The sequence below is a fragment of the Pseudomonas sp. LB3P14 genome, assembly GCF_054898045.1.
In genome coordinates, this window is record NZ_CM142714.1 from 2,669,308 (window position 1) to 2,688,424 (window position 19,117).

Genomic DNA, 19,117 nt, shown 5'->3' on the forward strand with positions numbered 1-19,117 from the left:
GATGCATTCCCACGCAGAGCGTGGGAACGATCATCACAGGGTCTAGGCGGATGCGACTTTCTTCTCCTGCTGCCGCAACGCCGCCAGATCCCGATAACCGCTCCCCGGATGAATGTCCGGCAATCGCGGCCCTTCGCCGAACAACTTCTCGCGCAAAGTCCCTGGCGCGTATTCGGTCTTGTACACCCCACGCTTCTGCAACTCCGGCACCAGTAATTCCACGGCGTCGATGAAGGTTTCGTGAGTCAGCGCATAGGCCAGGTTAAAGCCGTCCACATCGGTCTCCTCGACCCACTCCTGCAACAAGTCGGCGACGGTCTCCGGACTGCCGACGAACAACGGGCCAAAACCGCCGATGCCCACCCAGTCAGCCAGTTCATTGGGCGTCCAGACCTTGTTCGGGTCCGCCGTGGAAAACGCTTCCACCGCCGATTGAATGGCGTTGGTGTGCACGTGTTTGAGCGGTTCATCCGGTTTGAACTGGCTGAAATCAATTCCGGTCCAGCCAGAAATCAGGGCCATCGCCCCTTCGTAGCTGACCCAGGTTTTGTATTCTTCAAACTTGGCTTTGGCCTTGGCATCGGTCTCGCCGAGGATCACCGTTTGCAGGTTGAAGATGAGGATCTTCGACGGATCGCGCCCGGCCTCGGCAGCGCGGCGGCGGATGTCGGAAACGGTTTTCTTCAGCAGCACCTTCGACGGCGCGGCGACGAACACGCACTCGGCGTGCTCGGCGGCGAATTGCTTGCCGCGACTGGAGGCGCCTGCCTGGTACAGCACCGGAGTCCGTTGCGGCGAGGGTTCGCAGAGGTGAATCCCCGGCACCTGGAAGTGTTTGCCGACGTGCTGGATTTCGTGGATTTTGCTCGGGTCACTGAAGATCCGTCGCTCGCGGTCCCGCAGAATCGCGCCCTCTTCCCAGCTGCCTTCCCAAAGCTTGTAGCAAACCTCCAGGTACTCTTCGGCGAAGTCGTAACGGGCGTCGTGTTCGGTCTGGTTTTTCTGGCCGAGGTTCTTCGCACCGCTTTCCAGATAAGAGGTGACGATGTTCCAGCCGGCTCGGCCCTTGGTCAGGTGGTCGAGCGTCGACAAGCGTCGGGCGAACGGATACGGGTGTTCGAAGGACAGCGAGGCGGTCAGGCCGAAACCCAGATGCTCGGTGACCAGCGCCATGGGTGGAATCAATTGCAGCGGATCGTTGACCGGCACTTGCGCGGCCTGACGGATCGCCGCGTCACCATTGCCGTTGTAGACGTCGTAGATGCCCAACACGTCGGCAATGAACAAGCCGTCAAACTTGCCGCGCTCGAGGATTTTCGCCAGATCGGCCCAGTACTCCAGATCCTTGTATTGCCATGACCGATCTCGCGGATGCGCCCACAAACCTGGCGACTGGTGGCCGACGCAGTTCATGTCAAAGGCGTTGAGACGAATTTCACGGGCCATCAAATAGCACTCCGAAAGCTTGGAGGATGGATGCCGTTGAGGCGGAAATTGCCGATGAGGTGGAGTTTCCAGCGCAGCGGGTCATGCAGCGATCCGGGCAACACGGTGCGTTGGCCGGTGAGTTCGAATTCAGCGTTGCTGACGGCGCTTAGCGCGTCTGCACTGGCCAGATGCGATTCGGCGATGGCGACGCTGATTTCCGTATCGTCATCAACGCTGTTGAGAAAATCTTCGGCGCGTTCGAGCAGCGCGGCGGCGACTTCGATGCGGATCTGCAAGTCGCCGAAGCGGCTGATGACGTAAGGATCATCCGTGGCTTGGGTCTGCTGACGGACGAAACGCAGGGTTGCATCGAGCAAAGTGCGAGCGTTGTGCAGGTCATGCTGACTTTTGGTCAGGGGCTGCCCGGCAACGATGGGTTGGGTCAAAACGTTCATGGTGGGCTCCTCAGTTCCAGGCGTGGCGCGCAGGCTTCACGCCGTTGAGCAGGTAGTTGCCGATCAGGTGGTATTTCCAGCGTGCCGGATCGTGCAGGGTGTGAGTCCGGGCGTTGCGCCAGTGGCGGTCGAGGTTGTACTTGCCGAGCACCGAGCGAGTGCCGGCCAGTTCGAAGAGTTTGCTGCTGGTGAGCAAGGCGATCTCGGCGGACAGCACTTTGGCTTGGGCGACCACCACCGAGGCGTGGGCCACGGTGTCTTCATTGGGTTTGAGCAATGCGGCGTCGATGGCCTGGCCGGCCTTTTTGAGGATCGCTTCGGTGCCGTGGACCCGCCATTCGAGGTCACCGATCGCGGCAATACTGAACGGGTCCTGCCAGCCGTGATCCTGTCCGCTGTCGATCCATGGCCGGGCTTCGCGGGCGTAGCGTTTGGTTTCTTCCAGGGCACCGACGGCGATGCCGGTGTCCACGGCGGCCTGAATGATTTGTGAAATCGGTCCATCGGCGGTGGGTTCGTCGAAGGCTTTGTGGGCCGGGATTACCGCGCTGAGCGGGACGTTCACCGCGTTCAAGGTGACGCCGCCGCTGGCCGTGGTGCGCTGGCCGAAACCGTCCCAGCTGTCGATGACGCTCAAGCCGGGATTGTCGCGCTCGATGAACGCGATGAAAGCCTTGTTCTCTTCATTGACCGCCACCGCTGGCACGATGTGCGCGAACAGGGCGCCGGTGCAGTAGAACTTCTCGCCGTCAATTTGCGCGGTGTCTTTATCGAAACGGATACGGGTTTCAAAGGCACCGGCATTTTTACTGTTGGATTCGGAGAAGGCGTTGCCGAAACGGTAGCCCTGCAGGACTTTGCCAAAGTAGTAATGCTTCTGCTCTTCGGTGGCGGTTTGCAGCAGGATGTCGAGCACGCCGAGATGGTTTTGCGGGATCTGGCCGAGGGATGAGTCGGCGGCGGAAATGATCTTGATCACGTCGCTGACGGTCACGTAGGAAACGCCGGCGCCGCCGTATTCCTTGGGAACAGTGATACCCCACAGGCCGCTGGCGGAAAACTCGTCAAGCTCGGCGACCGGCAGGCGTCGCTCGCGATCGCGCACGCTGGCCCCGATGGCGAAGCGTGCGGCGAGCTTGTGGGCGACGGCGATCGCCTCGGCGTCCGAGCGGATCACATGGGCGGTGCGAGGGGGTTGGGCAGAGGCTGTCATGGGCCGACTCCGGGATCTGGGTGAATACACCAGCGCTTTTGCAGGAGTCGTGCCTGAAACTAAATAACTTTATTTTCAATAGGTTAAGGAATTATCCGAGAAAGACTTGCAGCTTCAAAACAGCAAAGTGTCTATCCAGTGTTGATCGGCAAACAGTTAGATCACCACGTTTCGCACAAACCGCGCCGCCACCGGCCCATCGTTGCGATAGGCATGGGGCTGGTTGCTGGCAAACATGTAGAACTCGCCGGCGACTATCTCATGCGGCACGTCGCCCAGCATCAACGTCAGGCAACCTTCAAAGACGTAGATTTGTTCACTCCAGCCCTCAGCGTCCGGTTGCGACGGGTAAATTTCCCCCGGTTGTAGGCACCATTCCCACTGTTCCACTTCACGGGTGGCGGTGGCTTTGGACAGTAAAACGGCTTTGCTGCCGGGAATCGTCCCGGCCCAGGCGAGTTCGTTGATGCGGCTTGGATCACGGGCATCCGGGGCCTGGATCAGGTCGCTGAACGCCACGTCCAGCGCTTCGGCCACCCGGTCGAGGGTGGTCAGGCTGACGTTCTTCTCGCCGGCCTCGATGGCTACCAGCATCCGGCGGCTGACCCCGGACTTTTCGGCCAGCGCGGTTTGGCTCATGTCGGCGGCATGGCGCAGGCGTCTAACGTTCTGGCTGACGTGCTGAAGGACCGAAGCCCGCTGGGTAGAATCTTTGTGCACTATATTGCTCACTTGGTGGGGTTGGGCAGTATACTGCGCAACATTCGGCGCATTGTGCGTCCCCCTCAGGTAGCGCGCAAGGTCATGACGTCGGTGAACTCCCCTCACACTTCCTCCCGTTTCTCGCGATTCAGCAAGGCCGAGTGCGTGCTGGTGCTGATCACCATGGTCTGGGGCGGCACCTTCTTGCTGGTGCAGCATGCGATGACGGTCAGCGGGCCGATGTTTTTTGTCGGTCTGCGTTTTGCCGCGGCGGCGATCATTGTTGCGCTGTTCTCCTGGCGTCACCTGCGTGAACTGACGTTGTTCGAATTGAAGGCCGGGGCCTTTATCGGCGTGGCGATCATGCTCGGTTATGGTTTGCAGACCGTCGGGTTACAGAGCATTCCCAGCAGTCAGTCGGCGTTTATTACCGCGTTGTACGTGCCGTTCGTGCCGTTGCTGCAATGGCTGGTGCTGGGCCGGCGTCCGGGTCTGATGCCGAGCATCGGGATCATGTTGGCGTTTACCGGGTTGATGCTGCTGTCGGGACCGGCCGGCGCTTCGTTCAATTTCAGCCCCGGTGAAATCGCCACGCTGATCAGCGCCGTGGCGATTGCGGCGGAGATCATCTTGATCAGCACTTATGCCGGCCAGGTCGATGTGCGACGGGTGACGGTGGTGCAATTGGCGGTCACTTCGGTGCTGGCGTTTTTGATGGTGGTGCCGACTCAGGAAGTGATTCCCGACTTCTCGTGGCTGTTGTTGTGCAGCGCGTTGGGGTTGGGCGCGGCCAGTGCGGCGATTCAAGTGGCGATGAACTGGGCGCAAAAAAGCGTTTCGCCGACACGGGCGACGTTGATCTATGCCGGTGAGCCAGTGTGGGCCGGGATTGTCGGGCGGATTGCCGGAGAGCGGTTGCCGGCGATTGCGTTGGTTGGGGCGGGGTTGATTGTGGCGGCGGTGATTGTCAGTGAGTTGAAGACCAAGGGTAAGGTTGCGCCTGAGGTCGAGGGCGACCCGGAAGGCGAAGCCGAGCGCTGATCGTTCCCACGCTCTGCGCTCATCGTTCTACATAACTCTGTTTTCAAGTATTTTTGAAACTCGAAGAAATGGAGAACGAAGATTGAATTGGGCACAGGACGAAATGAAAACCGCCGACTTGGGTGATGGCCGTTTAAATGCCAGGCTCGCCAGCTTTTTAGGACGCCTAGCCGATCATCCCGGCAACAGCATCCCGACCGCTTGTCGAGGGCTGGCAGAAACCACGGCGGCCTATCGATTTCTTGATAATGAGAAAGTCACGTTCCAGAAGGTGTTGCGGCCCCATCAGGACGCGACCCTGCAACGGATGCAAAGCAGTCCCGTGGTGCTGTTGGCGCAAGACACGACCGAGATGGACAAATGGGTCAATCTCGGTCCCAAAGGAATGGGCACGATCAAGGCGCAGAAGAAGTTTTCTCGACGTCTGCACCCAACCATTGCCTTTACCCCCGAACGTATTTGTCTGGGCGTCGTCGATGCTCAGTGGTGGAGCCGCGATAAACCGAGCCCCCGCCATGAGCGCCGAGATAAAGGGATTGATGAGAAAGAGAGTCAGCGCTGGATTGACAGTTATCAAACCAGTTGCGCGATTCAGGGGCAGCTACCGCAGACCCTGGTGGTCAACCTCGCCGATGCTGAGGGCGATCTGTACGAATGGTTTGTTGATCATCAAGAGTTCAGTCCAGACACCCGGGCCCAATGGATCGTGCGGGCGGCTCAAGACAGGCGCTTGCTGGGGGCTGACAACGGGAAGTTGTGGTCGGCACTGGATCAGGCACCGTCCTTGGGAACACTCAAGGTTGAAGTCAAAGCTCGTCCCCAGCGCCCCGCCCGACTGGCTGATGTCACCTTGCGCGCGGCAACCGTGACCCTGCGTGCCCCCGACAGGCCGGGTTATAAATTGCCCAGCGTCTCGATCAATGCTGTGTTGGCCCGTGAAGAAAACGCCATAGACGGTGTTGAACCTCTGGAGTGGCTGCTGCTGACCAGTCTGCCGGTCACTAGCCTGGAGCAGGCGAGCACCGTGGTTGAGTGGTACGGGGTACGCTGGTCTATCGAAGTGTTTTTCAATGTGCTGAAGAATGGTTGTCAGGTCAGTCGATTGCAGCTGGAGACCGAGGAACGGTTGTTGCCCTGCATTGGTTTGTACCTGATCACGACCTGGCGTGTGCTGTACAGCCTGATGCTGGGACGTGCTTGTCCCGATCTAAGCTGCGAGATGGTGTTTGAGGCTTCGGAGTGGAAAGCAGCCTATATCGTGGTCAAACGGTGCCAACCGCCCACTGCGCCCCCTTCTTTAGGAGAAATGGTTTTACTGGTCACGAGCCTGGGAGGCTACTTGGGGCGTAAAAATGACGGACCTCCCGGCCCCAAGGCCATGTGGATAGGGATGCAACGAATACGTGAGTTTGTTATCGCATTAGACGCCCAGCGTGCGCTCATCGAGAGTTGTGTAGAACGATGAGCGCTCTGCGTGGGAATGCCTCAATGGACGCTCTGCGTCCGCTCTTGGGACGCGGAGCGTCCCGGGCTGCATTCCCACGCAGAGCGTGGGAACGATCCATCAGCTCTTTGAAACAATGTGAATCAGGTTTTTTCCGTCTACCTTGTAGGATTCTGCGACAGCTTGGCGTTTGGCGATCCGGGAGCTGGCACGTATGATGCTTCACAAACTTCCGCAGATTAGAAGCCTATGTCCCTGATAGTTCTACTGCTTCTGCCTTTTATCGGCAGCTGTCTGGCAGCCTTGCTGCCACACAACGCGCGTAACACCGAATCTCTGCTGGCGGGTCTGGTTGCCTTGATTGGCACCGTTCAGGTCGCTCTCTTGTACCCGCAAATCGCCCATGGCGGCGTGATCCGCGAAGAATTCTTCTGGTTGCCCAGCCTGGGTTTGAACTTTGTCCTGCGCATGGACGGGTTCGCCTGGCTGTTCTCGATGCTGGTGCTGGGCATCGGCACGCTGGTTTCGTTGTACGCTCGCTACTACATGTCGCCGGACGATCCGGTGCCGCGGTTCTTCGCGTTTTTCCTGGCGTTCATGGGGGCCATGCTCGGCCTGGTGATCTCCGGCAACCTGATCCAGATCGTGTTTTTCTGGGAGCTGACCAGCCTCTTCTCGTTCCTGTTGATCGGCTACTGGCACCACCGCGCCGATGCACGACGCGGTGCTTATATGGCGCTGATGGTCACCGGCGCAGGCGGTTTGTGTCTGCTGGCGGGGGTCATGCTGCTCGGCCATGTGGTCGGCAGCTATGACCTGGACAAGGTCCTGGCCGCCGGCGATCTGATTCGCGCACACGCCCTCTACCCTATTCTGCTGCCCCTGATCCTGATCGGCGCCCTGAGCAAAAGCGCACAATTCCCCTTCCACTTCTGGCTGCCCCACGCGATGGCGGCGCCGACACCGGTTTCGGCCTATCTGCACTCGGCGACCATGGTCAAGGCCGGAGTGTTTCTACTCGCACGACTGTGGCCGTCGCTGTCCGGCAGTGAAGAATGGTTCTACATCGTCAGCGGCGCCGGCGCCTGCACCCTGTTGCTCGGCGCGTACTGCGCGATGTTCCAGAACGATCTCAAGGGTTTGCTGGCCTACTCGACCATCAGTCACCTGGGCCTGATCACCCTGCTGCTGGGCCTGAACAGTCCGCTGGCCGCCGTGGCTGCGGTGTTCCACATTCTCAACCATGCGACATTCAAGGCCTCGCTGTTCATGGCCGCCGGAATCATCGACCACGAAAGCGGCACCCGGGACATTCGCAAGCTCAGCGGCCTGATCAAGCTGATCCCGTTCACCGCCACCCTGGCCATGGTCGCCAGCGCCTCGATGGCCGGTGTGCCGTTGCTCAACGGCTTCCTCTCGAAAGAGATGTTCTTCGCCGAAACGGTGTTCATCAATGCGACAGCGTGGATCGAGATGACCCTGCCGATCGTCGCGACCATTGCCGGGACGTTCAGCGTCGCCTACTCGCTGCGCTTTACCGTCGACGTGTTCTTCGGCCCGACCGCCACCGACCTGCCGCACACCCCGCACGAACCTCCACGCTGGATGCGCGCACCGGTGGAACTGCTGGTGTTCACCTGCCTGGTCGTGGGGATTTTCCCGGCACAGGTGGTCGGCTCGTTGCTGGCGGCGGCTGCCCTGCCGGTGGTGGGCGGAACCTTGCCTGAATACAGCCTGGCGATCTGGCACGGCTGGAACGCACCGATGATCATGAGCCTGATCGCCATGTCCGGCGGCATCGTGCTTTATCTGCTGCTACGTAATCAGCTCAAGCGCGGGCGTTTCAAGTACCCGCCGATCATTGGCCGGTTCAACGGCAAGCGCCTGTTCGAGCGCAGCCTGGTGATCATGATGCGCCTGGCCCGTCGTCTCGAGCGGCGAATCAGCACCAAGCGCCTGCAAACCCAATTGTTCCTGGTGGTATTGGCGGCGGTGCTGGCCGGGTTGATCCCGATGCTCCACAGCAGCTTGAGCTGGGGCGACCGGCCGAAGATTCCCGGCTCGATCGTGTTCGTGACCCTCTGGCTGCTGGCGATTGCCTGTGCCCTCGGCGCGGCGTGGCAGGCCAAGTATCACCGGCTCGCGGCCCTGACCATGGTCAGCGTCTGCGGCCTGATGACCTGCATCACCTTCGTCTGGTTCTCGGCGCCCGATCTTGCGCTGACGCAACTGGTGGTCGAAGTGGTGACCACGGTGCTGATCCTCCTCGGTCTGCGTTGGTTGCCGCGCCGGATCGAAGAGGTGTCGCCACTGCCGAGTACCCTGCGCAAAGCACGCATCCGTCGTATCCGCGACTTGCTGTTGTCGACCGTGGTCGGTGGCGGCATGGCGCTGCTGGCCTACGCGATGCTGACGCGCCAGACGCCGAACGACATTTCTTCGTTCTACCTCAGCCGTGCCCTGCCCGAAGGCGGCGGCAGCAACGTGGTCAACGTGATGCTGGTGGACTTTCGCGGCTTCGACACCCTCGGTGAAATTACCGTACTGGTGGCCGTGGCCCTGACCGTATTCGCCCTGCTCCGACGCTTCCGCCCGCCAAAAGAAAGCCTCCAATTGCCGGCCCAACAGCGTTTGCTCGCGCCCGACGTGGTCACCGACCTGGTCAACCCGCGTCACGCCAGCGACACCGCGCTCGGTTTCATGATGGTGCCGGCGGTGCTGGTGCGCCTGCTGTTGCCGATTGCGTTTGTGGTATCGGTCTACCTGTTCATGCGCGGCCACAATCAACCGGGCGGCGGCTTTGTCGCAGGTTTGGTGATGTCGGTGGCGTTCATCCTGCAATACATGGTCGCCGGCACCCAGTGGGTCGAGGCGCAAATGAGCCTGCGACCCCTGCGCTGGATGGGCACCGGGTTGCTGTTCGCCACGGTCACCGGGCTTGGGGCGATGGCGGTCGGTTATCCGTTCCTGACCACCCACACCTGGCACCTGGATCTGCCGGTGTTGGGCGATATTCACATCGCCAGTGCGCTGTTCTTCGACATCGGCGTGTACGCCGTGGTGGTCGGTTCGACGCTGTTGATCCTCACCGCCCTCGCTCACCAATCGGTACGCGGTCACAAGACCGCTGCCCTGCCTAGATCCGTCGCCACGCAAGGAGCCGTCTGATGGAAGAAGTCATCGCAATCGCCATCGGCGTATTGGCGGCGTCCGGGGTCTGGCTGATCCTGCGGCCACGGACGTTTCAGGTGGTGATGGGCCTGTGCCTGCTGTCCTACGGCGTCAACCTGTTCATCTTCAGCATGGGCAGCCTGTTTATCGGCAAGGAGCCGATCATCAAGGACGGCGTGCCGCAAGACCTGTTGCACTACACCGATCCGCTGCCGCAAGCGCTGGTGCTGACCGCGATTGTCATCAGCTTCGCCATGACCGCGCTGTTTCTGGTGGTGCTGCTGGCCTCCCGGGGCCTGACCGGTACCGACCATGTGGATGGCCGGGAGCCTAAAGAATGAATCTGATGCCGCACCTGATCGCTGCACCGATTCTGCTGCCGCTGCTGACCGCCGCCGTGATGCTGATGCTGGGCGAGAAACACCGGCCGTTAAAAGCCAAGATCAACCTGCTTTCCAGTCTGGTGGGGCTGGGCATTGCCGTGCTGTTGCTGCAATGGACTCAGGAGACTGGCGTCCCCGGCTCCGTCGGCGTGTACCTGCCGGGCAACTGGCAGGTGCCGTTCGGTATCGTGCTGGTGGTCGATCGACTGTCGGCGCTGATGCTGGTGCTGACCGGGATCATCGGCGTCAGCGCCCTGCTGTTCGCCATGGCCCGTTGGGACGGCGCCGGTTCGAGTTTCCACGCGCTGTTCCAGATCCAGATGATGGGGCTTTACGGCGCGTTCCTGACGGCGGACCTGTTCAACCTGTTTGTGTTTTTTGAGGTGCTGCTGGCGGCCTCTTACGGCCTGATGCTCCACGGTTCGGGTCGGTCGCGGGTGTCGTCGGGGCTGCATTACATCTCGATCAACCTGCTGGCCTCGTCGCTGTTCTTGATCGGCGCGGCGCTGATCTACGGCGTCACCGGCACCCTGAACATGGCCGACCTGGCGCTGAAAATCCCGCTGGTGCCGGAAGCCGATCGCGGCCTGCTACATGCCGGCGCAGGGATTCTGGCCGTGGCGTTCCTGGCCAAGGCCGGGATGTGGCCGCTGAACTTCTGGCTGGTGCCGGCGTATTCCTCGGCGAGCGCGCCGGTGGCGGCGATGTTCGCGATCATGACCAAGGTCGGCGTCTACACCTTGCTGCGCTTGTGGACTCTGCTGTTCTCTGGCCAGGCCGGTGCCTCGGCGTATTTTGGCGGCGACTGGCTGATCTACGGCGGCATGGCGACCATCGTCTGCGCCGCCGTCGCGATCCTGGCCGCACAACGACTGGAGCGCCTGGCCAGCCTGAGCATTCTGGTGTCCGCCGGGATTCTGCTGTCGGCCATCGGTTTCGCCCAGCCGAACCTGATCGGCGCGGCATTGTTCTATCTGGTCAGCTCGACCCTGGCGTTGAGCGCGCTGTTCCTGTTGGCCGAGCTGATCGAGCGTTCGCGTTCGGCCAATGAAATGCCATTGTTCGATGACGGCGATCTGCTCCCACGACCGATGGAATCCTTGCAGCCGCCCAAAGGCATCAACCTCGATGACGAGCAGAAAGCCGTGGTCGGCCAAGTGATTCCCTGGACCATGGCGTTCCTCGGGCTGAGCTTTATTGCTTGCGCGCTGTTGATCATCGGCATGCCACCGCTTTCGGGATTCATTGGCAAACTCGGCCTGCTCAGCGCCCTGCTCAATCCGTTGGGCCTGGGCAATGGCAGCGATGAGCCGGTTTCGAACGCGGCGTGGGGCTTGCTCGCGTTGTTGATCCTCTCCGGGCTGGCGTCGTTGATTGCCTTCTCGCGCTTGGGCATCCAGCGCTTCTGGACACCCGAGGAGCGGCCGTCGCCCTTGTTGCGACGTTTCGAATGCGTGCCGATCATCGCGTTGCTGGGCCTGAGCATTGCGCTCACTTTCAAGGCTGAACCGCTGCTGCGCTACACCCAGGCGGCCGCCCAAGCCTTGAACAACCCGCAGCAATACGTGATGGCGGTACTCGGCACCCGTGCGATTCCAAGCCCGGAAGCCAAAGCCGCGATAGCGGAGGTCAAACCATGAAGCGTCTGTTTCCGGCACCGTGGTTGTCGCTGGCGCTGTGGTTGTTGTGGCTGGTGCTGAACCTGTCGATGAGCCCCGGCAATCTGCTGCTGGGCGCGGTGCTGGGGTTCTGCGCGCCGTTGATGATGCGCAAGCTGCGACCGCTGCCGATCCGCATCCGTCGTCCGGGCGTGATGGTGCGTTTGTTCTTTCTTGTCGGTCGCGATGTGGTGGTGTCCAACCTCGCCGTGGCCTGGGGCGTGCTCAACGCCGGTCGCCGTCCGCCGCGTTCGCGCTTCATCAAGGTGCCGCTGGACTTGCGTGACGCCAACGGCCTGGCCGCGTTGTCGATGATCTGCACGGTGATTCCCGGCACCGTGTGGTCGGAACTGGCGCTGGACCGCAGCATTCTGTTGCTGCACGTCTTCGATCTGGATGACGAAGCGCTGTTTATCCAGCACTTCAAGGTGACCTATGAGCGCCCCTTGATGGAGATCTTCGAATGAGCGCCTTGCTGTCGAACGCAATCCTGCTGAGTCTGTTCATCTTTTCGCTGGCGATGATTCTGACGCTGATCCGGCTGTTCAAGGGGCCGTCGGCCCAGGACCGGGTTCTGGCGCTGGATTACCTGTACATCATCGCGATGCTGATGATGCTGGCGCTGGGCATACGTTATTCCAGTGACACTTACTTCGAGGCAGCGCTGCTGATTGCGTTGTTCGGTTTCGTCGGCTCGTTTGCCCTGGCGAAATTCCTATTGCGTGGCGAGGTGATCGAATGAGCGCTGAACTGTCTCTGTGGGTGGAAATTCCGGTGGCGGTCCTGCTGGTGCTCAGCAGTCTGTTTGCACTGATCGGCGCCGTTGGGCTGGTACGGATGAAAGATTACTTCCAGCGCATGCACCCGCCGGCGCTGGCGTCGACATTGGGTGCCTGGTGCGTGGCCTTGGCCTCGATCATTTACTTTTCGGCGCTCAAGTCCGGGCCGGTGTTGCATGCCTGGCTGATTCCGATCTTGTTGTCGATTACGGTGCCGGTGACCACGTTGCTGCTGGCGCGGGCGGCGCTGTTTCGCAAGCGCATGGCGGGGGATGATGTGCCGGCTGAGGTGAGTAGTCGGCGCACCGAGAGCGGGAGTTAAGATTAGGTTTTGTGTTGATTGACAGGGCCTCTTCGCGGGCAAGCCTCGCTCCTACAGGATTGTGTGATTTCACACAATCCTGTAGGAGCGAGGCTTGCCCGCGAAGCTTTTCAGCCACGACTCAGATCCAGGCGACTGCCAACAACCCCGCCCCCAACACCACACACAGCGGCGAATAGGCCCAGGTGTCGAGCCGCGCAAACTTCGAATCCTTCACCTGTTTGAAGAACCCAATCAAATTCGAATCGCCGATCGCCCTGGCAAACATCAGCATCGCAATGGCGCTGATGACCCATTGCAGCGACGAGTGATGCACCGTCGGCAAATACAGGCCGACCCGCAAGCACACCAGCATCGCAATCAGCAGCAACCCGACCGCCACCAATAACGTGGCAAAGCCTGAAGGTTTGAAGGCCGGCCTGGATTCCCCGCCGCCCTCTGCGGATATTCGCGGGACCGCCGCCTCGCTACCCAACTTGCCACCTGCCGCCCAGTACAGATGGATCAGGCTGATCAACAGGAAGATGGCAGCCATCCATTGCGCGATCAATAGGCTCATGTTCAGACTTCCAGCGTGAAATGTCGCAGCAGGATGAACTTCCTTGAACGATTTTGTAAGGGTATTCGTCATCGGCAATGATAAAGTGCCGCCCCATGAAACTCGCCCGAACTGATCGCACATTGATGGCCTGGATGCTTTATTGCTGCGTCCTGTTCAACGTGTTCGCCTGCAGTATCGGTCACGGGCAAATGGTCGGGATGCAGCTCAACGGCATCGGCGGCCAGTTCTGTACAGTCGACCCCGCCACCCAGGCGCCGGCCTCGTCGAACACCTCCGAAGACAAACTGCCGACCCTGTCCAAGGCCTTCGGCTGCCCGTTGTGCTCCACCGGCGGCATGGGCCCGGCGCTCAACTCCAGCCTGACCCTGGCGATCCTCCCGCAGCAACACAGTCCGCCACTGGCCGTCGTCGCCAATGCTGACCTCCCTGCCCGCTTCACCTGGCCCTCAGCCAATCCTCGTGCTCCGCCTGTCGCCTGAATTTTTTCGCCTTTTCTGATCAGCCCACCTCGCCAACGCGTGGCGTTTGCCTGTGCGCTGCTTCCTAGTCAAGCATTCAGGATTCATCGATGAAACGCATTCCTTTGCTGGCAAGCCTGTTCGGCTGCCTGTCTGTTAACACCTGGGCGCAATCCACAATCGACCTCGCGCCCATCACCATTGATGGCGACGCTACGGCTGAGCCAGGTCTGAGTCTGGATCAGTCCAGCGGCATGGCATCGCGGCTTGGCCTGAGCGTGCGCGAAACCCCGGCCTCGGTGGCCGTGGCCAACCGCAACGACATCGAGCGCCACGGCGCGCAGAACTTTCAAGATGCCGCCAATACCTTACCGGGTGTCAATGCCAGCGCACCGCCGGGTTTCGGTGGGTTCGTCTCCTACCGCGGTTTCACCAGCAGCCAGATCACCCAAATGTTCAACGGCATCAATGTCGCCGGCGGCCTCGCCCGGCCGGTGGATGCGTGGATTTATGATCGGGTGGAGTTGGTGGGCGGCCCGTCATCGTTGATCAATGGCGCCGGCTCCGTGGGCGGTTCGCTGAACTACTTGACCAAACTGGCGACGCGTGAAGAGCAAGCCGTCGAAGGCCGGGTCAGCTACGGCAGTTACGACACCACCGAGACCGCCTTCGGCCTCAATCACGCCCTGAGCGATGCCAGCGCAGACGTGCAGCACTACGCGCGGCTCGACGTCAGCCACAACACCAGCAACGGCTACATCGACCGTCAGGAGCGTGATGCGTGGAGCGTGGCGTTCTCTCTGCTCAGCGACCTGACGCCCAACCTGTCCCACACCCTGGCCCTGGAATATCAGGACGAACACGAAGACAGCCCTTACTGGGGCACGCCGGTGCTCAACCCCAAGGCTGGCGAATTGAAGATCGACACGCACAACCGTTTCAACAACTACAACGTCGAGGACGGCCGCTACGAGCAGCGCACGATTTGGGTCCGCTCGATCATCGACTACCGGATCAACGACAGCACCACCCTGCGCAACACCCTCTACCACCTCGACAGCCAGCGGGATTACCGCAACCTGGAAACCTACCAGTACAACGCCGACAACAGTGCGGTGAATCGCTCCACCGCGTATCAGGTCCGGCATCAGGGCGAGCAGAATGGCAACCAGTTCGAGCTGCGCCACGACAACACGTTGTTCGGTCTCGACACCACGTGGTCCGCAGGCTTTGAGTACAAGGTCAACCAGACCACCAACTCACCGCTGAATGTCAAAGGTGCCAGCACCGTCGACCCGAATAACTTTCAGCCGGGTCACTTCTATGACATCCCCGGCACCAAACCGGGTTTTGTTAGCGACAAGACCAACGAAGTCACCACCAAAGCCCTGTTTGCCGAAAACCGTTTGGCGCTCACCGACAACCTGGCGTTGCTCACCGGGCTGCGCTACGACGACATCGACCTGGACGTGACCAACCACCGAGTCGTGACCGCCAGCAATCCCCGGCACCTCAAGCGCAGTTGGGAGCCGGTGACCGGTCGGGTCGGCCTGACTTACCAATTCATCCCCGAAGCCAACGTCTACGTGCAATACAGCACCGCCGCCGAGCAGCCCAACGGCACTCAGGATTTCGACGTGTCCACCGGCAAGCAGTGGGAGGTCGGCAGCAAATTCGACTATCTGGACGGTCGCGGCTCGGCGACGGTGGCGGCTTACACGATCGAGCGAAAGGACTTCGCGGTGACCGATCCGCTGGATCCGGCCAGCAGCATTCCAGTGGGTCAACAAACATCCAGAGGGATCGAACTGGCCAGTTCGTTGCGAATCACCGACAAGCTGTTGGCCGAAGGCAACTTCGCCTGGGTCGATGCGCAGTACGACGAATTCAACGAGAAGAATGCGGCGGGTGCAGTGGTTTCACGCAAAGGCAACACACCGACCAACGTGCCGGACCGGGTCGGTAATCTGTGGCTGACCTATGACTTCACGCCGCAATGGCAGGGCGGTGTCGACGCGCGTTATGTGGCCTCGGTGTTTGCCGACAGCGCCAACACCCTGACCGTGCCGTCGTACACGCTCTACGGTACGTTCCTCAGCTACAAGGTCGATCAACACACCACCGTCACCGGCCGGGTACGCAATCTGACCAATGAGGTGTATGCCGAGTTTGCCCATGTGTCACCGGCGTATTACCTCGGCACACCGCGCACCTTCGAGTTGGCGGTGCAAACTCGATTCTAAAAGCTTCGCGAGCTGCCTCACCACATCACTTCAACTCGGCAGAGACTTTATCCGCCACATCCTTGGGCACCCAGGCACGCCACACGTCCGGGTGCGCTTTCATGAACGCCTCCGCCGCCTGCCGTGGCGGGGTGTGTTTTTCGCTCATTTCCGCCAGCGCCTTGTTCAATGGATCGATCGGCAAGTCGACCTTGCTGAAGAACTCGACAATCTGTGGATACTGTTTCTTGAATGGCGTGGACACGCCGATGGAGAGCTTCGAGGCCAGTGAGCGCGTCGGTTTCGGATTCGGGTTGTCGGCGTCGGTCAGGGTCTTCCAGGCTTCGGCGTCGAACGGCGGCTCTTCGAGCTGAATAAGCTTGAAGCGGCCGAGCAATGGCGTAGGCGACCAGTAATAGAACAGCACCGGTTTGCCGCGACGAATCGAAGAACTGATCTCCGCATCCAGTGCCGCCCCCGAACCACTGCGGAAGTTCACATAGCTGTCGTCCAGCCCATACGCCTTGAGCTTCTGTTTGTTGACCACCTCCGACGTCCAGCCGATCGGGCTGTTGAGAAAGCGCCCCTTGCCCGGGGTTTCCGGATCGCTGAATACCCCCTTGTAGCGCGGCAGGTCGCTGACACTGCGCAGGTCCGGCGCCAGTGGCTTGATGCCTTTCGCCGAATCGCCCTTGATCACATAGTCGGGCACCCACCAGCCTTCGGTGGCGCCCTTGACCGTATCGCCGAGGCTTGCGACTTTGCCTTCGGCCTCAGCCTTGACCCAGACCGGACTGCGACCGGCCCACTCTTCGCCAATCACCTGAATGTCATTGTTGGCCAGTGCGGTCTCCAGGGTGATGGTCGTCCCCGGCAAGGTATCGGTCGGCAGCCCGTAGCCCTTCTCGACAATGATCCGCAGGATATCGGTGATCAGGCTGCCGCTTTCCCAGTTCAGGTCAGCGAAGTGGATCGGCGCCTGGGCAGCGAACACCGGAACGGGTGAAGCCAGCAAACCGAAAGTGGCCAGGGTAGCGGCCAGCAACCGTCGAAATCCGTTCATGCTTTTGCACCTCGTGCTGTTCACAGCAATAGCAGGATGGCCTGGCAGAAGACCGCAAAGCCTCTGAATACTCAGTCAACTGACTGTAGTAGAGGTTCCTGCTTTCGAGGGGTGTCAACTAATTTTCGGAAGTTTCCTGCAAGCGCGCCAGCTCTCTTCGTACCATGCTGGCGTACTCCGCCGGACGCAACGTATAGATCTGTGACGCCACCCAACCCAGCCATGCACCTTGCAAAACAGCCTTCTGGTCGAACAACCGCTGGGCCTCGACTTGCGCACTGGCCTGGTTCTGTACGTGGAAGTCGGCGCGGGTCAGGGTCATTACTCGCTGGCCTTGAAGGTGATCAGTTCACCTTTGCGCCACTTGGCTGCCTTGGCGGTAACGGCTTTCAGGGTTTTGGTCAGGCCTTCCTGCAACTGTTGGTGAGCGGCGAACACCATCACCACGCTATGACCTTCCTTGAACACGATCCCGTGGCCATCAGCGGTGGTGACGAACGCGTAATCACCCAAGCCGTAAACCGTGAGTTTGATTTCACGGAACTTGATGTCCAGCTTGCCGCCTTCGCGACTGGGCAATACAGAGGCGCTGAAATGATCGCCAACCTTGAGTTTAAGTCCAGGTTTGTCATCAACCACCAGCGCCTCTTCGGTGTCGATCTCGGCAATATAAATGCCTTCAGCGTTCTGTTCGGTGATGTAAACAAAACGTGACTGGAACTGTTTAACCAGCTTTGCGCGCAAATCACCCAGCACGAACAAAGCATGCATATCGAGATTACTTACTGCCAAGGAAACATCCCCACATCTGAAAATGATGCTGCACGCAGGAAAATAGCGCACAGCAGAAAAAGGCGGCAATGCCGAAGGTGTAGCCAAATGACCCGGGTTGAAATCCTGAAACAAGCAGAGCGCTCATTCATCGCGAGGTTTCAGAAGACTACTGGAACGTCACTCACGTCGTCTTGCCTGGCATTCGTCAGAGGTTGAAGGAAAACGCCCTTCTAACGGCCAGATAAAACTGGACTACCAACCTTAGGGAACAAACTCTTTAAAAAAAGCACTTTTCCTACATATCGCCTGCAGAAAATTGCTTTAGATGAGCATCAATCGCCAACCAGTGGTGGTGATTCTAGAGCAGCGATGCTCACTGAGACTACCCAAAACGACGAACACACGTCGGTAAAACAACGAAAAGGACTTCATATGTGCACGCTGACACACTTCGCTCACCCCCCGGCACCTTACACAAACAGCTCGCTGACCCTGCACTCGGTGATGTTTCAATCGCATGAATACTATCCTGAAGAGCTTGCCCGGCCACGCTTTCAGGTGGTGTTGGCTGGCAATGCCTTCTTCCATATCAAGGAAATTACCACCGGCCGCGTCAGAGGTTTCCGCAGCAAACATAACGAAGCCTGCGCCCTTGCCCGCTCTCTCGAGCTACGCAGTTGACGGTCCCGCCGCATTCATTTCCATAGACGCTTCGTCATGCCGGCGACTTATCTCAGCCGCCGGCATGCAACTACTGCCATACTGCCCAACCAATGAAACCCGTCCCCGGGCGGGCGGCGTTCAAAACAACAGAATATTTCCAAGGGAAGGCTGCAACGTGACGGAATTTGATATCGGCGAATTTTTTATCCGGGGCGAAGCCAGAGAGGTCGAAGGCGAATTCCAGGCAGTCATTATCATGCGCGCCAAACCACCGCTGACCACCGTGACGTATCACCAGGTCGAGAAGGATCGCTGGTTCAAGACGTCGGACGTCGCCGCCGTTGCTGCCCAGGAAGCCGCCAAGGCGCTGAAACTTGCAGTCGATGAAGGTGCATTGAAAGCCTGATAGTCGGTTTGCAGTCTATGCTCACTCCTGCTTTCGAACATCGCCATCGAACTCCTGAAGCGCGGCTCCCTCAGATGTGTTGAAGCCGCACCTCAGATCTCGCACTCGACGCGACCCGCAAGGAGATGAACATGGATTCACCTACACACGACTTGAAAGGCTTGTTCGACCAACTCGGTCTGGACTCCAACGAGAAGGCCATCGACGATTTTATTGCCAGTCATTCCCCCCTGGCCGATGACAAGAAACTCATCGATGCCGAGTTCTGGACCCCGCAGCAAGCCGGCTTCCTGAAAGAACAATTGCGTGAAGACGCCGATTGGGCACGGGTGGTCGACGACCTGAACCTGCGTATGCATCAGATCCACTAGCC

General features: G+C 59.9%; 21 protein-coding genes. 13 read left to right on the forward strand and 8 right to left on the reverse strand.

The features are described 5' to 3' along the window. Positions 1-42 precede the first annotated feature (42 nt). The 4 genes from ACYZT5_RS12340 to ACYZT5_RS12355 all read right to left on the reverse strand — a co-directional run bounded on the left by ACYZT5_RS12340 (position 43) and on the right by ACYZT5_RS12355 (position 3,816). Positions 43-1,446, reverse strand: coding sequence for an LLM class flavin-dependent oxidoreductase (locus ACYZT5_RS12340; RefSeq protein WP_462051347.1), 1,404 nt, complete (start codon positions 1,444-1,446; stop codon positions 43-45). Beyond that, the gene (locus tag ACYZT5_RS12345) at positions 1,446-1,883 is read right to left on the reverse strand and encodes an acyl-CoA dehydrogenase (protein WP_462051348.1); all 438 of its coding nucleotides are present in this window, start codon (positions 1,881-1,883) and stop codon (positions 1,446-1,448) included. Before ACYZT5_RS12345 ends, ACYZT5_RS12340 begins: the two co-directional genes overlap by 1 nt. A 10-nt stretch (positions 1,884-1,893) precedes the next feature. Further along, positions 1,894-3,096 (reverse strand): SfnB family sulfur acquisition oxidoreductase, encoded by a 1,203-nt coding sequence (locus ACYZT5_RS12350; protein WP_462051349.1) that lies wholly within the window; start codon positions 3,094-3,096, stop codon positions 1,894-1,896. 156 nt (positions 3,097-3,252) lie between these two features. Then, entirely contained in the window at positions 3,253-3,816 is a 564-nt protein-coding gene (locus ACYZT5_RS12355; RefSeq protein WP_462051350.1) for a helix-turn-helix domain-containing protein, read from the reverse strand. Here ACYZT5_RS12355 and ACYZT5_RS12360 point away from each other — a divergent pair. The 8 genes from ACYZT5_RS12360 (at position 3,811) to ACYZT5_RS12395 (ending at position 12,596) form a co-directional block, all read left to right on the forward strand. Continuing rightward, positions 3,811-4,839 (forward strand): DMT family transporter, encoded by a 1,029-nt coding sequence (locus tag ACYZT5_RS12360; protein WP_462051351.1) that lies wholly within the window; start codon positions 3,811-3,813, stop codon positions 4,837-4,839. The genes ACYZT5_RS12355 and ACYZT5_RS12360 overlap by 6 nt on opposite strands. Positions 4,840-4,942: 103 nt before the next feature. Next, positions 4,943-6,304: an IS4 family transposase gene (locus ACYZT5_RS12365; protein WP_462047420.1), complete on the forward strand. Its 1,362-nt coding sequence runs from the start codon at positions 4,943-4,945 to the stop codon at positions 6,302-6,304. A gap of 228 nt (positions 6,305-6,532) precedes the next feature. Continuing rightward, entirely contained in the window at positions 6,533-9,451 is a 2,919-nt protein-coding gene (locus ACYZT5_RS12370) for a monovalent cation/H+ antiporter subunit A (protein WP_462051352.1), read from the forward strand. Next, positions 9,451-9,795 (forward strand): Na+/H+ antiporter subunit C, encoded by a 345-nt coding sequence (locus ACYZT5_RS12375; RefSeq protein ID WP_007986256.1) that lies wholly within the window; start codon positions 9,451-9,453, stop codon positions 9,793-9,795. The genes ACYZT5_RS12370 and ACYZT5_RS12375 overlap by 1 nt, the downstream gene beginning before the upstream one ends. Continuing rightward, on the forward strand, positions 9,792-11,477 hold the full coding sequence (locus ACYZT5_RS12380) for a monovalent cation/H+ antiporter subunit D (RefSeq protein ID WP_462051353.1): 1,686 nt from the start codon (positions 9,792-9,794) through the stop codon (positions 11,475-11,477). The genes ACYZT5_RS12375 and ACYZT5_RS12380 overlap by 4 nt, the downstream gene beginning before the upstream one ends. Continuing rightward, the gene (locus ACYZT5_RS12385) at positions 11,474-11,962 is read left to right on the forward strand and encodes a Na+/H+ antiporter subunit E (protein ID WP_462051354.1); all 489 of its coding nucleotides are present in this window, start codon (positions 11,474-11,476) and stop codon (positions 11,960-11,962) included. Before ACYZT5_RS12380 ends, ACYZT5_RS12385 begins: the two co-directional genes overlap by 4 nt. Next, positions 11,959-12,237: a K+/H+ antiporter subunit F gene (locus tag ACYZT5_RS12390; protein WP_282377844.1), complete on the forward strand. Its 279-nt coding sequence runs from the start codon at positions 11,959-11,961 to the stop codon at positions 12,235-12,237. Before ACYZT5_RS12385 ends, ACYZT5_RS12390 begins: the two co-directional genes overlap by 4 nt. After that, positions 12,234-12,596: a Na+/H+ antiporter subunit G gene (locus tag ACYZT5_RS12395; protein ID WP_462051355.1), complete on the forward strand. Its 363-nt coding sequence runs from the start codon at positions 12,234-12,236 to the stop codon at positions 12,594-12,596. Before ACYZT5_RS12390 ends, ACYZT5_RS12395 begins: the two co-directional genes overlap by 4 nt. 121 nt (positions 12,597-12,717) lie before the next feature. Here ACYZT5_RS12395 and ACYZT5_RS12400 read toward each other — a convergent pair whose 3' ends face one another. Beyond that, positions 12,718-13,155, reverse strand: coding sequence for a DUF3995 domain-containing protein (locus ACYZT5_RS12400; RefSeq protein WP_462051356.1), 438 nt, complete (start codon positions 13,153-13,155; stop codon positions 12,718-12,720). Positions 13,156-13,250: 95 nt separating this feature from the next. Between ACYZT5_RS12400 and ACYZT5_RS12405 the strand changes: the two genes are divergently transcribed. Then, the gene (locus tag ACYZT5_RS12405; protein WP_462051357.1) at positions 13,251-13,637 is read left to right on the forward strand and encodes a DUF2946 domain-containing protein; all 387 of its coding nucleotides are present in this window, start codon (positions 13,251-13,253) and stop codon (positions 13,635-13,637) included. Positions 13,638-13,726: 89 nt separating this feature from the next. Next, positions 13,727-15,859: a TonB-dependent receptor gene (locus tag ACYZT5_RS12410; RefSeq protein ID WP_462051358.1), complete on the forward strand. Its 2,133-nt coding sequence runs from the start codon at positions 13,727-13,729 to the stop codon at positions 15,857-15,859. Positions 15,860-15,884: 25 nt separating this feature from the next. On the opposite strand, the gene ACYZT5_RS12415 is transcribed toward ACYZT5_RS12410, so the two are convergent. The 3 genes from ACYZT5_RS12415 to ACYZT5_RS12425 form a co-directional block, all read right to left on the reverse strand. After that, on the reverse strand, positions 15,885-16,901 hold the full coding sequence (locus ACYZT5_RS12415; RefSeq protein WP_462051359.1) for an ABC transporter substrate-binding protein: 1,017 nt from the start codon (positions 16,899-16,901) through the stop codon (positions 15,885-15,887). A 118-nt stretch (positions 16,902-17,019) separates the two neighbouring features. Then, positions 17,020-17,223 (reverse strand): hypothetical protein, encoded by a 204-nt coding sequence (locus ACYZT5_RS12420; protein ID WP_462051360.1) that lies wholly within the window; start codon positions 17,221-17,223, stop codon positions 17,020-17,022. Further along, positions 17,223-17,693: a hypothetical protein gene (locus ACYZT5_RS12425; RefSeq protein ID WP_461979049.1), complete on the reverse strand. Its 471-nt coding sequence runs from the start codon at positions 17,691-17,693 to the stop codon at positions 17,223-17,225. The genes ACYZT5_RS12420 and ACYZT5_RS12425 overlap by 1 nt, the downstream gene beginning before the upstream one ends. A 414-nt stretch (positions 17,694-18,107) precedes the next feature. Between ACYZT5_RS12425 and ACYZT5_RS12430 the strand changes: the two genes are divergently transcribed. From ACYZT5_RS12430 to ACYZT5_RS12440, 3 genes are all read left to right on the forward strand, one after another. Continuing rightward, entirely contained in the window at positions 18,108-18,356 is a 249-nt protein-coding gene (locus ACYZT5_RS12430) for a hypothetical protein (protein WP_462052242.1), read from the forward strand. Between the two features lie 157 nt (positions 18,357-18,513). Then, positions 18,514-18,744 (forward strand): hypothetical protein, encoded by a 231-nt coding sequence (locus tag ACYZT5_RS12435; RefSeq protein ID WP_145317060.1) that lies wholly within the window; start codon positions 18,514-18,516, stop codon positions 18,742-18,744. Positions 18,745-18,875: 131 nt separating this feature from the next. Further along, on the forward strand, positions 18,876-19,115 hold the full coding sequence (locus tag ACYZT5_RS12440; protein ID WP_462045315.1) for a DUF2789 domain-containing protein: 240 nt from the start codon (positions 18,876-18,878) through the stop codon (positions 19,113-19,115). The last annotated feature ends 2 nt before the right edge of the window (positions 19,116-19,117 follow it).